The organism is Streptomyces virginiae (assembly GCF_041432505.1).
Taxonomy (GTDB): Bacteria; Actinomycetota; Actinomycetes; order Streptomycetales; family Streptomycetaceae; genus Streptomyces; species Streptomyces virginiae_A.
The window spans coordinates 77,517-93,765 of the sequence record NZ_CP107872.1 but is presented as its reverse complement, the minus strand read 5'-3'; the positions used below and the strand labels follow the sequence as shown (position 1 = coordinate 93,765).

Genomic DNA, 16,249 nt, shown 5'->3' with positions numbered 1-16,249 from the left:
CGCCATGACCATCCAGAACAACGCCGCCGACCGCTACCAGCCCTTCTCCCTCACCGAGGTCCAGGAGTCCTTCTACGTCGGCCGGACGGCGGGCGGACACGCCGGCGGCACCCAGATCCACCTGGAGTTCGAGGCGGACCACCTCGACCCGGCGCGGCTGCGGGAGAGCTGGAACCGCTGCGTCGCCGACACCGACATGCTCCGCGCCCACCTGCTGCCCGACGCCCGCCAGGCCGTCCTGGAGCAGGCGCCCGAGTACCGGTTCGAGGTCCGCGACCTCACCGCGGTCGGCCGCGACGAGCTGCGCGCCTCACTGGAGCGGATGCGCCGGGAGTCCGCCGCCGCCATCGACCCGCACCGCTGGCCGCTGTTCGCCCTCGCCGCCGCCGAACTGCCGGGCGGGCGCACCAGGGTGATGCTCACCGTCGAGGAGCTGATCGCCGACGGCCCGAGCGTTTCGCTGCTGGTCCAGGACTGGTACGCGCGCTACGCGTTCGGCGAGGAGCCCGGCGTCCCGGAGATCTCCTTCCGCGACTACGCGCTCGCCACCGGCGGCCGCCGCCCGTCCGAGGAGTCCCTCGCGTACTGGCGGGACAAGCTCGGGGCGGTGGACTTCGGCCGGCCGCTGCCGCTCGCCCGCCCGGACGCCGACCCGGCGGCCGCCGCCGACGGCGAGCACCGGCGCATGACGCTCCACCTGGACCGCGAGCAGTGGGACCGCGCCAAGGAGGCCGCCCGTGAGGCCCGGGCCACCCCGTCGGCGATGCTGCTTGCGCTGAACGCCGCTGCCGTCGGCACAGCCGGCAGCGGACCGCTCCCGCTGGTCCTCACCACCTACAACCGCCTCCCGCTCCACGCCGACGTGGCCCGCCTGGTCGGCCCGTTCCTGTCCACCTCGGTCTTCGTCGCCCCCGAGGCGGCCGGAACCCTGGGCGAGCTGCTCGGCGAGGTCAGCGGCCAGCTCTGGCGCGACCTGGAGCACGGCGACGTCAGCGGGGTGCGCGCGCTGCGCGAACGCGCCCGCACCGAGCCCGGCCGCCGGGCGGTCCCCGTGCCGGTCGTCTTCACCAGCCTGCTCGGCAGTGTCACCGACCGGCGCGCCGCCGACCCCGGCAACTGGGCCGCCCTGGTCGACGTCGACGCATCCGCCACCCGTACCTCCGGCGTCCAGCTCGAGATGTGCGTCCAGGAGCGTGCCGGGCAGCTCCACGTGTCCTGGGACTACCTGCCCGGGGCGCTGGACGGCGCCGAGGTGCGGGCCGCCTTCGAGCGGCTCGGAGCCCTGCTGCGCCGGGTCGCGGCGCTCGGCCCGGCCGTGTGGAACACCGGCCTGCCGGCCACCGCCGCGCCGGACGCCGGTACGGAGACAGCCGGCCGGGCGTCCTTCGGCACCGCCGGGCGACTGCCGCTGACCGAGGTGCAGTCGGCCTACCTGGTCGGCCGGCTCGGCACCCTCGGCGGCGCCACGGAGACCCGCGTCTACCAGGAGTTCCTTCTGGAGAACCACGATGTGGACACCCTGGAGGCGGCCTGGAACCGGCTGGTCGCCCACCACCCGATGCTGCGCGCGGCCGTCCACCAGGACGGCACCCTGGAGGTCGCCCCGGCCGTCCCCCACTACCGCATCACCCGGCACGACCTGACGGGTCTGCGACCGGCCGAAGGGCCGGCCGCCGACGGCGGGTCCCCGGTCGAGCGGGCGCTCGCCGACACCGCCGCCCGGCTGCGCGGCGGGACCTTCCCCCTGGGCAGCCGGCCGATGTACGCCCTGGAGGCCAGCATCCTCCCGGACGGCACCACCGTCCTGCACGTCGTCCTGGACGCGCTGCTCGCCGACGCGCGCTCCTTCGCCCTGCTCTTCGGCCAGCTGTTCGCGTTGCACGACGGCGACTCGTCGGTGCTGGACGAGCCCGCCGACCCGGGCCCGTACCTGCTCGGCCTCCCCGCGCACGGCCAGGACGGTTCGGCGGAGGCCGCCCGGCTCGCCTGGCGGGAGAAGTTCGCCGCCCTGCCCGCAGGCCCCCCGCTCCCCGACCCGGCCCCGCAGGCCGCCCGGCTGCACCGCCGCACGGACCTCGGGTCCTGGCGGCGCCTCACCGAGCGGGCAGCCGCGATCGGCGTCCCGGCCGACATGGTGCTGCTGACCGCTTACACCGACGAGCTGCGCCGCACGTTCGGCCCGGAGCCGTTCACCGTGACCGTGGTCTCCTGGGACCGGCCCGCCGGCCTGGCCCACGCGGACCGCATGGTTGCCGACTTCACCCAGCTGGCCTGGGTGGTGGTCGACGACACGCTGCCGGCCGACTTCGCGCAGCGGGCCCGCGAGCTGTGGGGCCGGGTCCGCGCAGACCTGGAGCGCGGCGAGTTCCGGCCCGGCCTGGCCGAGCTGCGGGGCCGGGTCTTCCGCTCCGGCGGCAGGCTGCGGCTGCCGGTGGTCTTCACCCGGGTACCCGAGATCGATCCCGCCCTGCACCCGCGCGGCGTACGGCTGCGCGAGAGCCAGTCGCAGACCGCCCAGGTCGCGCTGGACCACGTCCCGCTGCTCGTCGGCGACGACCTGGTCGGCCAGTGGGACGCCGCCGAGGGCTGCCTCTCCGCCGACCGGATGGACACCATGTTCGAGGGCTACGCGCGCCGTATCCGCTCCTTCGTCGAGTCCGCCGGGTCCGCCGGGTCCGCGGGGTCCGCGGGGTCCGCGGGGTCCGTCGAGTCCGCCGGGTCCGCCGACGAGCTGTCGGCGACCATGACCGGCCTGCTCGCCGAGACGCTGTCCCGCCACCCCGACCGCCCGGCCGTCCACTGGGACGGGCGCGTCGTCGACTACCGCGAGCTCGACCACCGTACGGCCCGGCTGGCCCACCAGCTGATCGCCTCCGGGATCCGCCCGGGCGACCACGTCGCCGTGCACATGAACCGCTCCGACGACCTGGTGGTCGCGCTGGTCGGCATCGTGCGCGCCGGAGCCGTCTACGTCCCCGTCGACCCGGCCAACCCGCCGGAGCGGGTGCGCTACCTGCTGGAGGACAGCGGTGCGCGCGTGGTGGTCGCCGACGCGGCGCTCGCAGCCGTACCGGCCGCCGCCGGCGCGGTCGTCCTCTGCCAGGACCGTGACGAGGACCGGGCGCTGCTGGCGTCCCGCCCGGTGACGCCGCCCCAGGTGGAGGTGGGCCCGGACGACCCCGTCTACACGATCTACACCTCGGGCACCACCGGCAAGCCCAAGGGCTGCCGCAACACCCACCGGGGCTTCGTCAACCGGGTTCGCTGGATGCAGGACCGCTTCCCGCTGGGCGCCGATGACCGGGTCGCCCAGAAGACCCCGTACGGCTTCGACGTCTCGGCCTGGGAGTTCTTCTGGCCGCTGCTGGCCGGGGCGTCCATCGTGGTCGCCCGGCCCGGCGGCCACGTCGACCCCGGCTATCTCGCCCGGCTGCTGCGCGAGGAGCGGGTGACGGTCGCCCACTTCGTGCCCTCCGTGCTCGGCCTGTTCCTGCGGGACCGGGCGGCGTCCGAGTGCGCATCGCTGCGGTACGTCTTCGCCAGCGGCGAGGCGCTTCCTGTCGCGACCATGAAGCGGTTCTTCCAGGTCCTGCCGGACGGCGCCGAGCTGCACAACCTGTACGGCCCGACCGAGGCCGCCATCGACGTGACCCACTGGGCGTGCCGTCCCGACTGGGACGAGCCCACCGTGCCCATCGGCCGGCCGATCGCCCGCACCCGCATCCACGTGGTGGACGAGCGGATGGCACGGGTCCCGGACGGCACGCCGGGCGAGATCGTCATCGGCGGGGCGGGCGTCGCCCTCGGCTACCACGGCCGGCCCGAGCTCACCGCCGAGCGCTTCGTGGCGTCGCCGTTCGCCGACGACCCGTCACCACGCCTGTACCGCACCGGCGACCTGGGACAGCTCGGCCCGGACGGCGAGATCAGGTACCTCGGCCGGATCGACGGCCAGTTCAAGCTCCGCGGCCTGAGGATCGAGCCGGAGGAGGTCGAGGCCGCGCTCACCGAGCTGCCCGGGGTGTCCGAGGCCCGGGTGCTCCCGGTCACCGACCCGGCCACGGGCGAGCAGATCCTGGCTGCGGTATGCGTCGAGGCCGACGGCACCCTGGCCCCGTCCGTCGGGCAGATGCGCCGCGACCTGGCCCGCTCCCTGCCGTCGTACCTCGTGCCGAGCAGCTTCCGGTTCGTGGACCGGCTGCCGCTGACGGCCAACGGCAAGCTCGACCGCCGGGCCGCCACGGCTCTCTTCGGCACCACCCCGCCGGCCGCTCCTGCCGCTCCGGCTCCCGTTGCTCCGGCTCCCGTCGTCGTTCCGGATCCGGCTGCTGCCGCCGCCCCCCGGCCCCCCGCTCTCACCGGCCACCCGGCCCCCGCCATCGAGGAGGACCCCGTGTACGACCCCCGTAACGGACGACCCGACGAGGGAACCGCCGCGCTCGTCGGGGCGGCCGTCGCCGACTGCCTGCGGCTGGAGGTGGTCGACCCCGACGCCGACCTGTTCGACCTGGGCGCGACCTCGTTCACGATGATCCGGCTGGCCCAGGAGATCGAGCGGCTGACCGGTGTCGCCCTGTCCGTCGACGCCCTGATCAGCGGGCCGACCGTCACCGCGCTGCTGGCTGCCGTCCGCGCCGGCCGGGCCGCCGCCGACCGGACCGAGCCGGAGACGACCGGAGCGGCCGTCCCTCCCGGTCCGCAGGCGGACGTGGCGGCAGTGGCGGACCTGGCCGCCGGCCTGCTCGGCCTGGCGGAGGCCGACCCGGACACCGACCTGTTCGACCTGGGCGCGACCTCGTTCACGATGATCCGGCTGGCCCAGGAGCTCGCCGAGCGGTTCGGGGCGGACGTCCCGGTCGACGCCCTGATCCAGACCCCCACCGCCCGCGGCATCGCCGCGAGCCTGGCCCCCGCTTCCGCGCCCCAGGCGGCCGCCGCGCCGCGGGCAGCAGCATCCGCTGCCCGCACCGACATCCGGATCGCCCTCGACCCGCAGGCCAAGGCCGCGTTCAAGGAGGCCAGGGTCGCCGAGCGCCGGTTGCCCGGGTCGCTGGCCCGGCTGCCGTTCCCGGATCCCACCCCGCAGGACCGGCGGGCGTTCTACGACGCCTCGTCCTTCCGCGAGTTCGCCGACGGGCCACTGCCCGGCGACCGGCTCACCGAGCTGCTGGGCACCCTGGCCCGCGGCGAGCTCGACGGCCGGGCCAAGCACCGCTACCCGTCCGCAGGCGGTTTCTACCCGGTGCAGGTCTACCTGTACGTCAGGCCGGGGGCCGTGGAGGGCGTCGACGGCGGCCTCTACTACCTGCACCCGGGCGAGCGCGCCCTGGTGGCGATCGACCCGCAGGCCCGCTTCGGCACCGACGTCCACGTCTTCCACAACCGCGCCCTGGTGGACGCCTCCGCCTTCGGCGTCTTCCTGGTGTCCACCCCGGCGGCCATCGCGCCGGCGTACGGCGAGCGCAACGCCGGCCGGTTCTCGATGATCGAGGCGGGGCACGTCGCCCAGCTGCTGCTGACCGCCGGGCCCGAGCGCGGCCTCGGCATGTGCGCAGTGGGGGAGATGGACTTCGGCGCGGTGCGCGGGCACTTCGGCCTCCAGGACGACCAGGAACTGCTGGTCTCGCTGTGGGGCGGTGCCCTGTCCGGGCCGGCGGTGCTCCGCCGGGCCGAGCTGGTCGCCGCCGAGCGGCCTCAGGAGAGCGCGCCGGTGCCGTCCGGCCCGCGCCCGGTGGCCGTGGTCGGCTTCGCGGCCCGGTTGCCCGGGGCCGACGACCTGCGCGGGCTGGACGCGATGCTGGCGGCCGGCGACTGCGCTCTCGGCCCCGCCCCGCAGGAGCGCTGGGCCCCGCTCCGGAGCAACGCCCGGCGCGCCGGCGCTCGCGTCGGCGGCTACCTGCCCGACGTGACGGCCGTGGAGGTCGAGGAGTTCGGGCTCGCGGACGCCGAGGTGGCCGCCGTCGACCCGCAGGAGCGGCTGCTGCTGACGGTCACCCGACACTGCCTGGAGGATGCCGCGATCACCCCCGAGCGGCTGTCGCAGACCGGCCAGGTCGGTGTGTTCGTCGGGTCGATGTGGCAGGACCACGCGCTCCACGGGGTGGCGGCCCGGGCCGAGGGACGGACGGGCACCCACGCCACCCGCGGCGGACTCGCCCACCGCATGTCGCATGCGTTCGGCCTGACCGGCCCGAGCCTGGTGATCGACACCGGCTGCGTCTCCGGGCTCGCGGCCGTCGAGGCGGCCTTCCGGGCCGTCGCCGACGGCCGGTGCGAGGCCGCCGTCGCGGCCGGTAGCAACCTGGTGCTGCATCCGGACCACCTGGACGTGCTGTCCGAGCTGGGACTGGTCGCCGAGCAGGAGGACTCCTGCGCGTTCACCGACCGGGCCAGCGGCTGGCTGGTCGGGGAGGGCGTCGGCGCGGTCCTCCTCAAGCCCCTCGACCGTGCCTTGGAGGACGGCGACCCCGTCCACGCCGTGCTGCGCGGCGGCGCGCTCCTGCACTCGGGAACGACCCGCCAGTTCGGGATCCCGGACCCGCGCCGCCAGGAGCAGGTGATGCGGGCCGCGCTCGCCGACGCCCGGCTGACGGCCGGGGACATCGGCTACGTCGAGGCGGCGGCGGCCGGCGCGGCGCTGGCCGACGCGCTCGAGTTCACTGCGCTGGGACGGCTGTTCGGCGCCGCCGGCGTCGATGGCGGCGCTGACGTCGAGGGTGCGAGCGGAGCCGGGAACGGCGCCCGAGCGGGCCTCGGGCCCGTGCCGGTCGGCTCGGTCAAACCGAACACCGGCCACCTGGAGGCAGCCTCCGTCTTCGCCCAGCTCGGCAAGCTCATCGCCCAGTTCCGCCGGGACCGGCTCTACCCGACCCGACTCACCTCGGCCGCCAACCCGGCACTCGCCCCGTACCGCGGATCCGTGGCCCTGGCCGGCCCGTCCGCCGACCAGTGGCGCACCGCGCCCGGCGGCACCCGACGGGCCCTGGTGAACGGCTTCGCGGGCGGCGGATCGTACGGCAGCCTCGTGGTCGAGGAGCCGCCGGCCGCCGCGACCGCGGCACCGGCCGACGCCGACACGGCTGTCAGCGAGGGGACCGAGGTCCTCGTACTGTCCGCGGACAACCCGGAGAACCTGGCCCGCTGGGCCCGCTCCCTCGCGGAGGAACTGGACGCCGACCCCGGTCTCGACCTCGCCGCCGTCGCCCGTACGCTGCGGGAAGGACGCCGGGCACGCGCTGTCCGCGGGGCGGTGGCCGCCGACCGTGGCCGGGCTGCCGGGGCGCTGCGCACCCTCGCCGAGCGCGTGCTGCGCGACGGCACCGGCGCCACCGTCGAGGCCGCCCGGACGACGGCGGACCAGCAGGCGCTGACGGCGCTCTGGTCGGCCGGCGGCGAACTCCCGGTGCCCGCCACGTCCGCCGTGCCGCGCCGCCGGCCGCTGCCGCCGGTGCCGCTGTCCGTCCGCCGGGTACCGCTCCCGGTGCCTGCCGCCGCATCCGCGCGGCCGGAGAAGGAGCAGCAGCCGGACGGCCCGACCGGGACCGGGCCGACGCCGTTCGAGCGGATGGCCGGCATCGTCGCCCAGGAGACCGGGGCGGATCCGGACCGGCTCGCCCCCGCCGACGACCTGTTCGCGATGGGCGTCACCAGCCGCCAGCTGCTGCGGATCGCCGCCCGGGTGGCCGACGACGGAGGCAGCGAACTCCCCCTGGAGTCGCTCTTCACCGCCCCGGACCTCGCGGCCCTGGCCGAGCTCGCCTTTCCCATAGCCGTACCCGCCTGAACGCCCCCCGAGCAAGGAAGCCACGACGATGACCCGGATCTTTATGTTTCCCGGACAGGGAGCGCAGCGCGTCGGCATGGGCCGGACGCTTCTCGACCGCTTCCCCGACCTCGAACGCGAGGCCAGCGACACGCTCGGCTACAGCCTGCGCCGGCTGTGCCTGGAGGACCCCGAGGGCAGGCTCGGCAACACCCGCTACACCCAGCCCGCGATGTTCGCCGTGAACGCCCTCGCCCACCGCGCGGCCGTCGAGGACGGGGCCCGCCCCGACATCGCGATCGGTCACAGCCTGGGTGAGTACAACGCCCTGGAAGCCGCCGGGGTCTTCGGCTTCACCGACGGCCTGCGGCTGGTCGCGGCCCGCGCCGCGGCCATGGCCGAGGTGGGCGGCGGAGGGATGAGCGCGGTCGTCGGGCTCACCGAGACCAAGCTGCGCTTCCTGCTCCTGCGCGCCGGATTCGCAACGCTGGACCTCGCCAACCTCAACACCGCGAGCCAGACCGTCCTGGCCGGGCCGCTGGAGGACCTGGAGGAAGCAGGCCAGGTACTGGAGGACGCCGGCGCGCGCATGGTCCGCCGACTGGACGTCAGCGGCCCCTTCCACTCCCGGTACATGGCGCCCGCCGCCGCCGCGCTCGTCCCGCTGGTCCGGTCCGCCCGGCTCCGGCCACCGGCCTTCCCCGTGATCGCCAACCGCACCGCGCAGCCGTACCGCGCAGAGCTGGCCGCCGACCTGCTGCTCCAGCAGATCGACCACCCCGTGCGCTGGCACGAGACCGTCCGCACCCTGCTCGACGAGCCTGACGCGGTGTTCACCGAGATCGGCGAGAGCACCGTGCTGACCAGCATGGTCCGGCAGATCAAGCGGGACGCCGAGCCCGCCCGCGCGGCCCGCCCGCGCCAGGCCGTCGCCTGAAGCGACGCCACGCACCACACGAAGGAGACGCGATGACGAGCAACACCTTGAGGTTCCGCCCGCCGGCCGGAGCGGGCCACTGCCCCCGCCCGGTCCCGGGAGCGGCCCTGCGCCTGTTCCTGTTCCACCACGCCGGCGGCTCCCACCTGGTGTACCGCGACTGGATCACGCACTTCCCGGCCGACTGGGAGATCCACCTGCTGGACGCCCCCGGCCGAGGCCGACTGACCGACGTGCCGGCCTGCGCCGACGCCGAACGGCTGGTGGACTTCTTCCACGACGAGATCGTGCTCGCGATGGACCGCCCGTTCGCCTTCTTCGGCCACAGCATGGGCGGCCTGGCCGCCTACGAGCTCACCAACCGGCTGGCCGCCGAGGGGCTGCCGCTCCCCGCATGGCTCGGCCTGTCGGCCCGCGGCGCGCCGCGGCAGCCGCTCCCGACCGACAACCGCCACCGCATGCCCGACGCCGAACTCCGCCGGCACCTGGCACGGATGGGCGGCACCCCGCCCGAGGTCCTGGAAGACCCGGACATCTGGCAGCTGTTCGCTCCGATGATCCGCAACGACCTGCGGCTGGTGGAGACCTGGAGCCCGCGGCCGCACACGCCGCCGCTGTCCGTCCCGCTGTCCGTCTTCGGCGGCGCCGACGATGTGGTGGTCTCGCCCGAGCGGTTGGCCGCCTGGGAGCAGTACGCGCAACGGTTCCTCGGCCTCCACCTCTTCGACGGCGATCACTTCTACTTCCGCAGCCGCCCCGCCGAGATGGTCCGGCTGATCACCGAACAGGTCCGGACCGCGACGGCGGGCCGCCCGGCGACGGGAGCGGCGCGATGAGCGCGCGGGCGGCCGCAGGCGCACGGCGGCCCGCCGAAGGCGAGGTCAGGCTCTGGGTGTGCGCCAACGACGACCTCGGGCCGGGCACCGCCACCGCCCTGGCCGGCCACTGGCTGGACGAGCACGAACAGGCGACCGCGGACCGGTTCATCTTCGAGCGGGACCGCCGCCAGTACCTCGTGGCACACGTCCTCGTGCGGCGCCTGCTCTCGCTCGAGACCGGTGTCCCCGAGGCGCTGATCGAGCTGCGCAGGTCCGAGCGTGGCCGGCCCTCCGTACGGCCGCCCGAGGGCGGCTGGCCCGCCGCACAGGGCCCGCTGGACTTCAACCTCTCGCACGCCCGCGGATACAACGCGATCGCGGTCGGCCGGGGACGCCGGGTCGGGGTCGACGTCGAACGGCTCGACCGGGTGAGCAGCCGCGCACTGGACGGGATCGCCGAGAGCTTCACCCCCGGCGAGCGCGTCCAGCTGGCCCGGACACCCGCTGAGGTGTACGACCGAACGGTGCTGCGCCTGTGGACGCTCAAGGAGGCCTACGCCAAGGCGCGCGGACTCGGCCTCGGACTGCCCTTCGACTCGTTCGGCTTCGTGCTGTCCGACAACGGCGGGGTGGCCGCGTTCGAACCGCCGGCCGACGACCCGTCGGGAACCTGGTGGTTGCTCGAACTCGAACCCGAGCCCGGGGTGCTGGTCTCCCTCGCGGTCGAGGACGGGGCCACCCCGATGACCGCGCTCAGGCTGCACACGGGCTTCCCCTGGCGGCCCTCCGCCCTGCGCGCGAGCATCCACCCCGGGAACCCCGTCCCGCTGCTCGCCCCCGGGACCCTCTCCGCCGCGCTCCCCCTCGCCGGGGCCGCGCCCCACCGAGCGCGCCCCACCGAACTCCAGAGGAGCGTCGCATGATCGCAACCGCACGGGCGGCGGACGCGACCGTCCATCTCGCGGCCGACTCCGTGACCAGGATCCGCGGCGACCGCACTGTCCTCAACGGCATCTCGCTGACCGTCTCGGCCGGCGAACGCCTCGGCCTCATCGGGGACAACGGCGTCGGCAAGTCCACCCTGCTCCGGGTTCTGGCCGGCCTCGACGCCCCGGACGGCGGCCGTGTCCGGGTCGGCCTCGGCGGAGGCACCCCCGGCTACCTCTCCCAGGAACCCGACCTGCCCGCCGACTGGGACCTCGCCCGCTGCCTGGCCGAGGCCCGCCGCGAGATCGACCGGATCGCGGCGCGGATGCACGAGGTCGAGCAGCTGATGGCCGCGGCCGAAGACACGGAGCCGGCCGCGCTCCTCGACGAGTACGCCGTGCTCCAGGAGGACTTCGAAGCCCGCGACGGCTGGCGCTTCGAGGCCAGGGCGTCCGAGGTCTTCCAGGCGCTCGGCCTGCACCGGCTGCCGTCCGAGCGGCCGGCCGGGCAGCTCTCCGGCGGTGAGCGGGCCCGGCTCGGTCTCGCCCTGCTCGTCCTCCAAGAGCCGCCCGCCCTGCTGCTGGACGAGCCCACCAACCACCTCGACGACGAGGCCGTCGAGTGGCTCGCGCGGTGGCTCCGCGAGTTCAGGGGACCCTGCCTGATCGCTTCCCACGACCGCGACCTGCTGGACGGCGCCGTCACCGGACTGCTGGACCTGGACGGACCGCGCGGGTCGGTGGTCCGATACGGCGGAACCTACCGCGACTACGCCGCCGCGCAGGCCGCCGCCCGGCGGCGCTGGGAGGCGGACTACGAGAACTGGACCGAGTCGCTCGCCGCCGCCCAGCTCCGGCTCAACCGCTCCGACCGGGCCGCCGGGCACTACCGGCCGCCCCGCGACAACGCCAAGATGAACTACGACCTGCGCGGCGCCGGAGCCCAGGCGGCGGTGGCACGCACCGCCCGCGCCGCCAAGGAGGAGATCAGGCGGCTCGAACTCCAGGCGGTGCCGCGGCCGCCCGCCCCGCTGAGCTTCACCGCGGTCGGCCTCGGCGACCGGGCGGGCCGGGGAGCCGCGGAGCCCGGGCAGGAGGCCGGCCCGCTGATCGAGCTCAGGGACGTCCGCACGGCCCAGGGCATCCGGCTGCCCGAACTCGCCCTGACCGGCACCGACCGGTTGGTGGTCGCGGGGCCGAACGGGGCGGGCAAGTCGACGCTGCTGCGGATTCTCGCGGGGGAGCTGGAGCCCGGATCCGGCACCGTCGCCACCCGTCCGGGCGTACGGGTCGGCCACTTGTCCCAGGAGAGCGAATACCCGGCCGGCCGGGTCCCGCTGCTGCGCACGCACGCACAGGTGATCGCCGCGACCGAGGACGAGGCGGCGGAGCAGTTGCTGGAGCTGGGCCTGTTCCGCCCGGCCGATCTCCAGGTACCCGTCGGCGCGCTGAGCGCCGGTCAGCGCAGGCGGCTCGACCTGGCCAGGCTGGTGGCGATGCGTCCGCACGTCCTGCTGCTGGACGAGCCCACCAACCATCTGAGCCTGCCGCTGATCGAAGACCTGCAGACGGCGCTGGACGAGTTCCCCGGCCCGGTGGTCACCGTCACGCACGACCGCCGGATGCGCAGGTCGGCGGGCCGGACGCTGCTGCTGGAGCGGGACTGAGCAGGCGCCGGTGCGGGCCTCGCGCGGGCCCGCGCCGCCGGGGCGCCGGCTGGGGTCAGCGGGCGGCCGCGGTGCGGGCGGTGAGCTGGTCCATCCGGCGGGCCAGGTCCTCCTGCTCGCGGGTCAGGTTCTCCAACCGCCTGCGCAGTCGCGCCAGTTCGTCGCCGAGGTCGAGGACGACGGCCCCGCCCCGGGGAGCCGTCGATGCAGCCCGCCGACCAGCGGTGTCGGGCCGTGGCGGGAGGGAGCGGACCATCGGCGCCGCCGAGCGCGCCGCAGCGGGGGCCGGCTGCTCGCGGCCGGGGCTGAGGATCGACCGGACCCGTCGGTGCAGCGCCGGACCGGGTTCCACCCCGAGTTCATCGGCCAGACGCGTCCGGGCCCGCTCGTACGTGCCGAGCGCCTCCGCCTGCCGGCCGCAGCGGTGGAGGGCGACCATCAGCAGCTCGTAGAACCGCTCCCGCACCGGATTGTCACCGATGAGCTCCTCCAGCTCGCCGGTGATCTCGTGGTGCAGGCCCGCCCGCAGGCCGGCCTCGTAGAGCGTTTCCAGGGCGACCAGCCGGTTCTCCTCCAGCTGGGCGGCCTCCGCCAGGCAGATGTCCCCGCCGAGGCTGCCCTGCAACGCGGGCCCCCGCCACAGGGCGAGTGCCTGGCGCAGCAGGTGGACGGCCCGCTCGGGGTCGGTGGCGATCACGGCCCGGCCCTGGGCGCACAGCCGGTGGAACCTGCCGGCGTCGGTCGCGTCCGGCCCGGTGTGCAGCTGGTAGCCCAGCGCGTGGGTGTCGATCCGCTCCTGACCGGTCGATCCGGCGTCCTCCAACAGCTTCCTGAGCCGGGCGACGTGGGCCTGGAGGGCGTTGGCCGGGTTCGCCGGCGGGTGTTCGCCCCACAACTCGTCGATCAGGCGGTGGTACGACACCAGATGGCCGGCCTTCACGACCAGGGCGCCGAGCAGGACGCGCTGCTTGGAGCCCGTGGGTACGATCCGCAGGCCGCGCCGCTCGTCGTGGATCTCTACAGGGCCGAGAATGCGGAACTGCATCTTTCCTCACCTATGCGTCCGGATGGGGTCGTGGGACGGGTGCCGGGGCGTCAGCGCAGGGAGTTCGGGTCAGCGAAACCGAGCGGGACGGCCGGGGTCCTGCCGCGGACCATGTCGGCGACGGCCTCGCCGATCCCGGTCGCGTGCTTGAAACCGTGGCTGTTGCACCCGCCCGCGACGATGATCCGCGGGTCGTGCCGCAGCGGGCCGAGGAGGAACTGGCCGTCGGGGGTGCGCGCGTACAGGTTGGCCGTCGCCCGCGAGGGGGTGTCGCCGAGGCCGGGCACGGCCGCCGGGAGGATGCGGGAGAGCACCGACCAGTCGGCGGGGGAGACCGAGCGGTCCATGTTCTCGGGGTCGACGACGCGGAAGTGGCGTCCGCCGTCCTCCAGCCCGAGCTTCACCTCGGTGCCGCCGGGCAGGGTGCCGTGGCCCCAGATCACGTTCCCGTCGGCGAGTTCGCGCATGAACACCGGCAGCCGCTCCAGGGTGAACCGCGGATCGGGCTCGGCCGGGGTGAACCAGGTCGTGGGCATGCGCAGCACGTCGAGGGGGAGCCCCGGCACCAGCTGGGACAGCCACGGGCCCGCGGCCACCACGAGCCGGGCGACACGGAGCGTCCGCAACGCGGTGCGCACCACGATGCCGTCGTTGCCGGGTTCGACCGCGGTGACCCGGGTGTCGGTGACCACCCGGGCCCCGGCCGCCCGCGCCGCGTCGACCGCGGCGGCGATGGTGTGCTCGGGGTAGGTCAGCCCGCCGGCCGGCTCCAGCACGCCCACATGGTCGTCCGGCAGCCCGGCATGCGCGGGGACCCGCTCGCGCATGCTCGCCGGGTCGAGCAGCTCGATGTCCAGCCGGTGCTCGCGGGCCGCCCGCAGCGCGCCGCCGACGATGCGCCCGTCCGGCGGGCCGATCAGCATGGCCCCGGTCCGCTCCATCAGCACCCGGCCGGTCTGCTCCTCCAGCTCGGCCCACAGCTCGCGCGAGCGCTGCGCGAGCGGGACCAGGCCCGGGTGCTCCAGGCAGGCGGTGCGGAACATGCGGCTCTCGCCGTACGAGGAACCGTGCACGTTGCCGATGCCGTAGCGGTCGATGCCGATGACGTCGACCCCCTGCCGGGCCAGCTGCCACAGGGCGCAGGCGCCCCAGGCGCCCAGCCCCACGACGGCGGCCTCGGCGTCCAGGCCGGTGGCTGTACGGGCCATGTCCCCTTCTCCTCTTCTCCTCGTGTCCGTCTCGTGTCGCGATGTGCCCTGGTGTGCCGCCCCGCCGGCGCGTGCTGCCGCCGGCGGGGCCCCGGGGTCCGGCTCAGCCCGCTGCCGGCACCGCGACGGCCTCCGCCCCGGCGGCCGCACCGGCCCGGCCGGTGAAGGAGGGGGCGACCTGCAGGGCGAACAGCTCCATGGCCCGCGCGGCCCGCTCGAACGGCAGGTGGCCGGGGCTGAACTGCAGGCTCAGGCACAGGTCCGACCCGTACTCGGCGGCGATCTCGCGGACCTGCTCGGTGACGTCCTGCGGGGTGCCGGCGAGGACCTTGCCGTCGGTGAGCGCCCGGTCGAAGTCGTAACCGCGGGCCTTCTCCACGAACCGCTCGTAGCCGGGGTACTGGCTGCTGCGGGTGTGCGCCCAGGACGAGACCGCCTCGGCCATCCGGGACACGTAGTTCTGCTCCTGCTCGCGGGCGTCCGCCAGCGCCAGATCGCGGTCCTCGGACACGTAGCAGGTGTACTTCACCTGGATCCGCCCGCCGCTCGGGTGCCCGGCCTCGGCGCGTGCCTGCCGGTAGCCCTCGATCATCTCCTTCAGGCCCTGACGGGTGGTCACCGAGGGTACGACCTGGAGGTGGTGGCCGGCCCGGCCGGCTGCCGCGCAGGAGTCCGGGCTGCTGGCGGAGGCGACGAACACCGGCGGGTGGGGCTGCTGGTAGGGGCGGGGGAAGCCGGTGAAGGGCCCGAACCGGTGGACGGCGCCCTCGAAGACCGTGTTCTCCTCGGTCCACAGCGCGATGCAGGCCGCGATGCCGTCGTCGAAACGGGAGCGGCTCTCCTCGATCGGCACGCCGAAGGCCTCGAACTCGTCGGGCAGGAAGGCCCGTCCGAAGCCGACGTCGAGGCGGCCGTGCGAGAGGTTGTCGAGCATCGCCAGGTTGGCGGCGAGCTTGACGGGGTGGGTGAAGGCGGCGATGACGGCGCCGGTCGCGAGCCGGATGCGGCTGGTCCGCGCGGCGGCGGCGGCCAGGAACGCCACCGGATCGGGACTGTAGCCGCCGTACGGGGAGCCGTAGTGCTCGACGATCTGTGCGTGTTCATAGCCGAGCGACTCGGCCAGTTCGACCAGCCGAAGACTCTCGGCGTAATACTCGGCGGCAGTTTTCCGTTCCGGGTCCACGACCGGGAAGAAATTGACTCCGAATTCCATGACGACTCCGTCCGAAGGTTCGGTGCGGGGGCAGTGAGTAAATGGGGCGGGATGATCGGTGAATGTGCCCGGAGAGCAGAACGATATCCGGGCGGGCGGCCGCGGTCGCATTTTCGCGACCGCCCTCCCAGCGGGGTTCCAACGGCTCTCAAGCGAGCGTGGGGCGCGGCACTCCGCGCCGGGGGCGGGGGCGGCGGGGTCCGATCAGCAGGCTGCCGCGCGGTCGGCCGCAGACAGGGCCCGCCACCAGGCGTCCACCGTCGGCGTGGCGATGAGCTCGGGGAACGCGACCTCGATGCCGCTCTGCTGACAGAGGCTCACGACCTGCATGACCGCGATCGAGTGCAGGCCGTAGTCGACGAGGTCCTCGTCGTCGCCCGGCATCTCGTCGGCGCTCAGCCCCATGCTGTCGGCGATCAGGGAGCGCAGTCCTGCTTTGGTCATGAGCGGGTTCTCGGATTCAGTGTTCATGGCCAGGAAACGTAGCATCAGAAATGGCTCGGTGAAATCCCGTCGAAGCCTCTGAATTTCCTGCTGGGACGGCATTGGCGAATCGCTTGAAACGCGCTTGAGGAACCGGCGCCGGCGCCCCGCCGACGGCTACCTTCTGCTTTCGGGAGGACGCTCCGCACCTGCGGCGGCCCCTGGAACACGGACACCGCGAACGTTGGGA

The 16,249-nt window shown here is 74.7% G+C and carries 9 protein-coding genes; 5 read left to right on the top strand and 4 right to left on the bottom strand.

Annotation, left to right across the window (positions count from 1 at the left end; genetic code table 11):
• The first annotated feature begins 4 nt into the window (after positions 1-4).
• The 5 genes from OG624_RS41535 to OG624_RS41515 are packed head-to-tail and all read left to right on the top strand — an operon-like array spanning position 5 to position 12,110.
• Positions 5-7,783 (top strand): amino acid adenylation domain-containing protein, encoded by a 7,779-nt coding sequence (locus OG624_RS41535; RefSeq protein WP_331720996.1) that lies wholly within the window; start codon positions 5-7, stop codon positions 7,781-7,783.
• A 28-nt stretch (positions 7,784-7,811) separates the two neighbouring features.
• Positions 7,812-8,699: an ACP S-malonyltransferase gene (gene fabD, locus OG624_RS41530; protein WP_078909288.1), complete on the top strand. Its 888-nt coding sequence runs from the start codon at positions 7,812-7,814 to the stop codon at positions 8,697-8,699.
• 32 nt (positions 8,700-8,731) lie between these two features.
• Positions 8,732-9,535, top strand: a complete 804-nt coding sequence (locus tag OG624_RS41525; protein ID WP_078909287.1) for a thioesterase II family protein — start codon at positions 8,732-8,734, stop codon at positions 9,533-9,535.
• Positions 9,532-10,440, top strand: a complete 909-nt coding sequence (locus OG624_RS41520) for a 4'-phosphopantetheinyl transferase family protein (RefSeq protein WP_331720995.1) — start codon at positions 9,532-9,534, stop codon at positions 10,438-10,440. Before OG624_RS41525 ends, OG624_RS41520 begins: the two co-directional genes overlap by 4 nt.
• Positions 10,437-12,110 (top strand): ABC-F family ATP-binding cassette domain-containing protein, encoded by a 1,674-nt coding sequence (locus tag OG624_RS41515; RefSeq protein ID WP_078909286.1) that lies wholly within the window; start codon positions 10,437-10,439, stop codon positions 12,108-12,110. Before OG624_RS41520 ends, OG624_RS41515 begins: the two co-directional genes overlap by 4 nt.
• Before the next feature lie 55 nt (positions 12,111-12,165).
• Here OG624_RS41515 and OG624_RS41510 read toward each other — a convergent pair whose 3' ends face one another.
• From OG624_RS41510 to OG624_RS41495, 4 genes are all read right to left on the bottom strand, one after another.
• Positions 12,166-13,155 (bottom strand): AfsR/SARP family transcriptional regulator, encoded by a 990-nt coding sequence (locus OG624_RS41510; RefSeq protein WP_331720994.1) that lies wholly within the window; start codon positions 13,153-13,155, stop codon positions 12,166-12,168.
• 50 nt (positions 13,156-13,205) lie between these two features.
• Positions 13,206-14,363, bottom strand: coding sequence for an N-methyl-L-tryptophan oxidase (gene solA, locus OG624_RS41505; RefSeq protein ID WP_331720993.1), 1,158 nt, complete (start codon positions 14,361-14,363; stop codon positions 13,206-13,208).
• A gap of 103 nt (positions 14,364-14,466) precedes the next feature.
• Complete coding sequence (locus OG624_RS41500; RefSeq protein ID WP_051763253.1) at positions 14,467-15,576, bottom strand: LLM class flavin-dependent oxidoreductase; 1,110 nt, start codon at positions 15,574-15,576, stop codon at positions 14,467-14,469.
• Between the two features lie 204 nt (positions 15,577-15,780).
• Positions 15,781-16,047, bottom strand: a complete 267-nt coding sequence (locus OG624_RS41495) for a phosphopantetheine-binding protein (RefSeq protein ID WP_158711822.1) — start codon at positions 16,045-16,047, stop codon at positions 15,781-15,783.
• Between the last annotated feature and the right edge of the window lie 202 nt (positions 16,048-16,249).

Excerpts from the sequence above, each read along its gene's own strand:
- OG624_RS41535 (WP_331720996.1), top strand. The coding sequence starts at position 5 with ATGACCATCCAGAACAACGCCGCCGACCGCTACCAGCCCTTCTCCCTC.
- fabD (WP_078909288.1), top strand. The coding sequence starts at position 7,812 with ATGACCCGGATCTTTATGTTTCCCGGACAGGGAGCGCAGCGCGTCGGC.
- OG624_RS41525 (WP_078909287.1), top strand. The coding sequence starts at position 8,732 with ATGACGAGCAACACCTTGAGGTTCCGCCCGCCGGCCGGAGCGGGCCAC.
- OG624_RS41520 (WP_331720995.1), top strand. The coding sequence starts at position 9,532 with ATGAGCGCGCGGGCGGCCGCAGGCGCACGGCGGCCCGCCGAAGGCGAG.
- OG624_RS41515 (WP_078909286.1), top strand. The coding sequence starts at position 10,437 with ATGATCGCAACCGCACGGGCGGCGGACGCGACCGTCCATCTCGCGGCC.
- OG624_RS41510 (WP_331720994.1), bottom strand. The coding sequence starts at position 13,155 with ATGCAGTTCCGCATTCTCGGCCCTGTAGAGATCCACGACGAGCGGCGC.
- solA (WP_331720993.1), bottom strand. The coding sequence starts at position 14,363 with ATGGCCCGTACAGCCACCGGCCTGGACGCCGAGGCCGCCGTCGTGGGG.
- OG624_RS41500 (WP_051763253.1), bottom strand. The coding sequence starts at position 15,576 with ATGGAATTCGGAGTCAATTTCTTCCCGGTCGTGGACCCGGAACGGAAA.
- OG624_RS41495 (WP_158711822.1), bottom strand. The coding sequence starts at position 16,047 with ATGAACACTGAATCCGAGAACCCGCTCATGACCAAAGCAGGACTGCGC.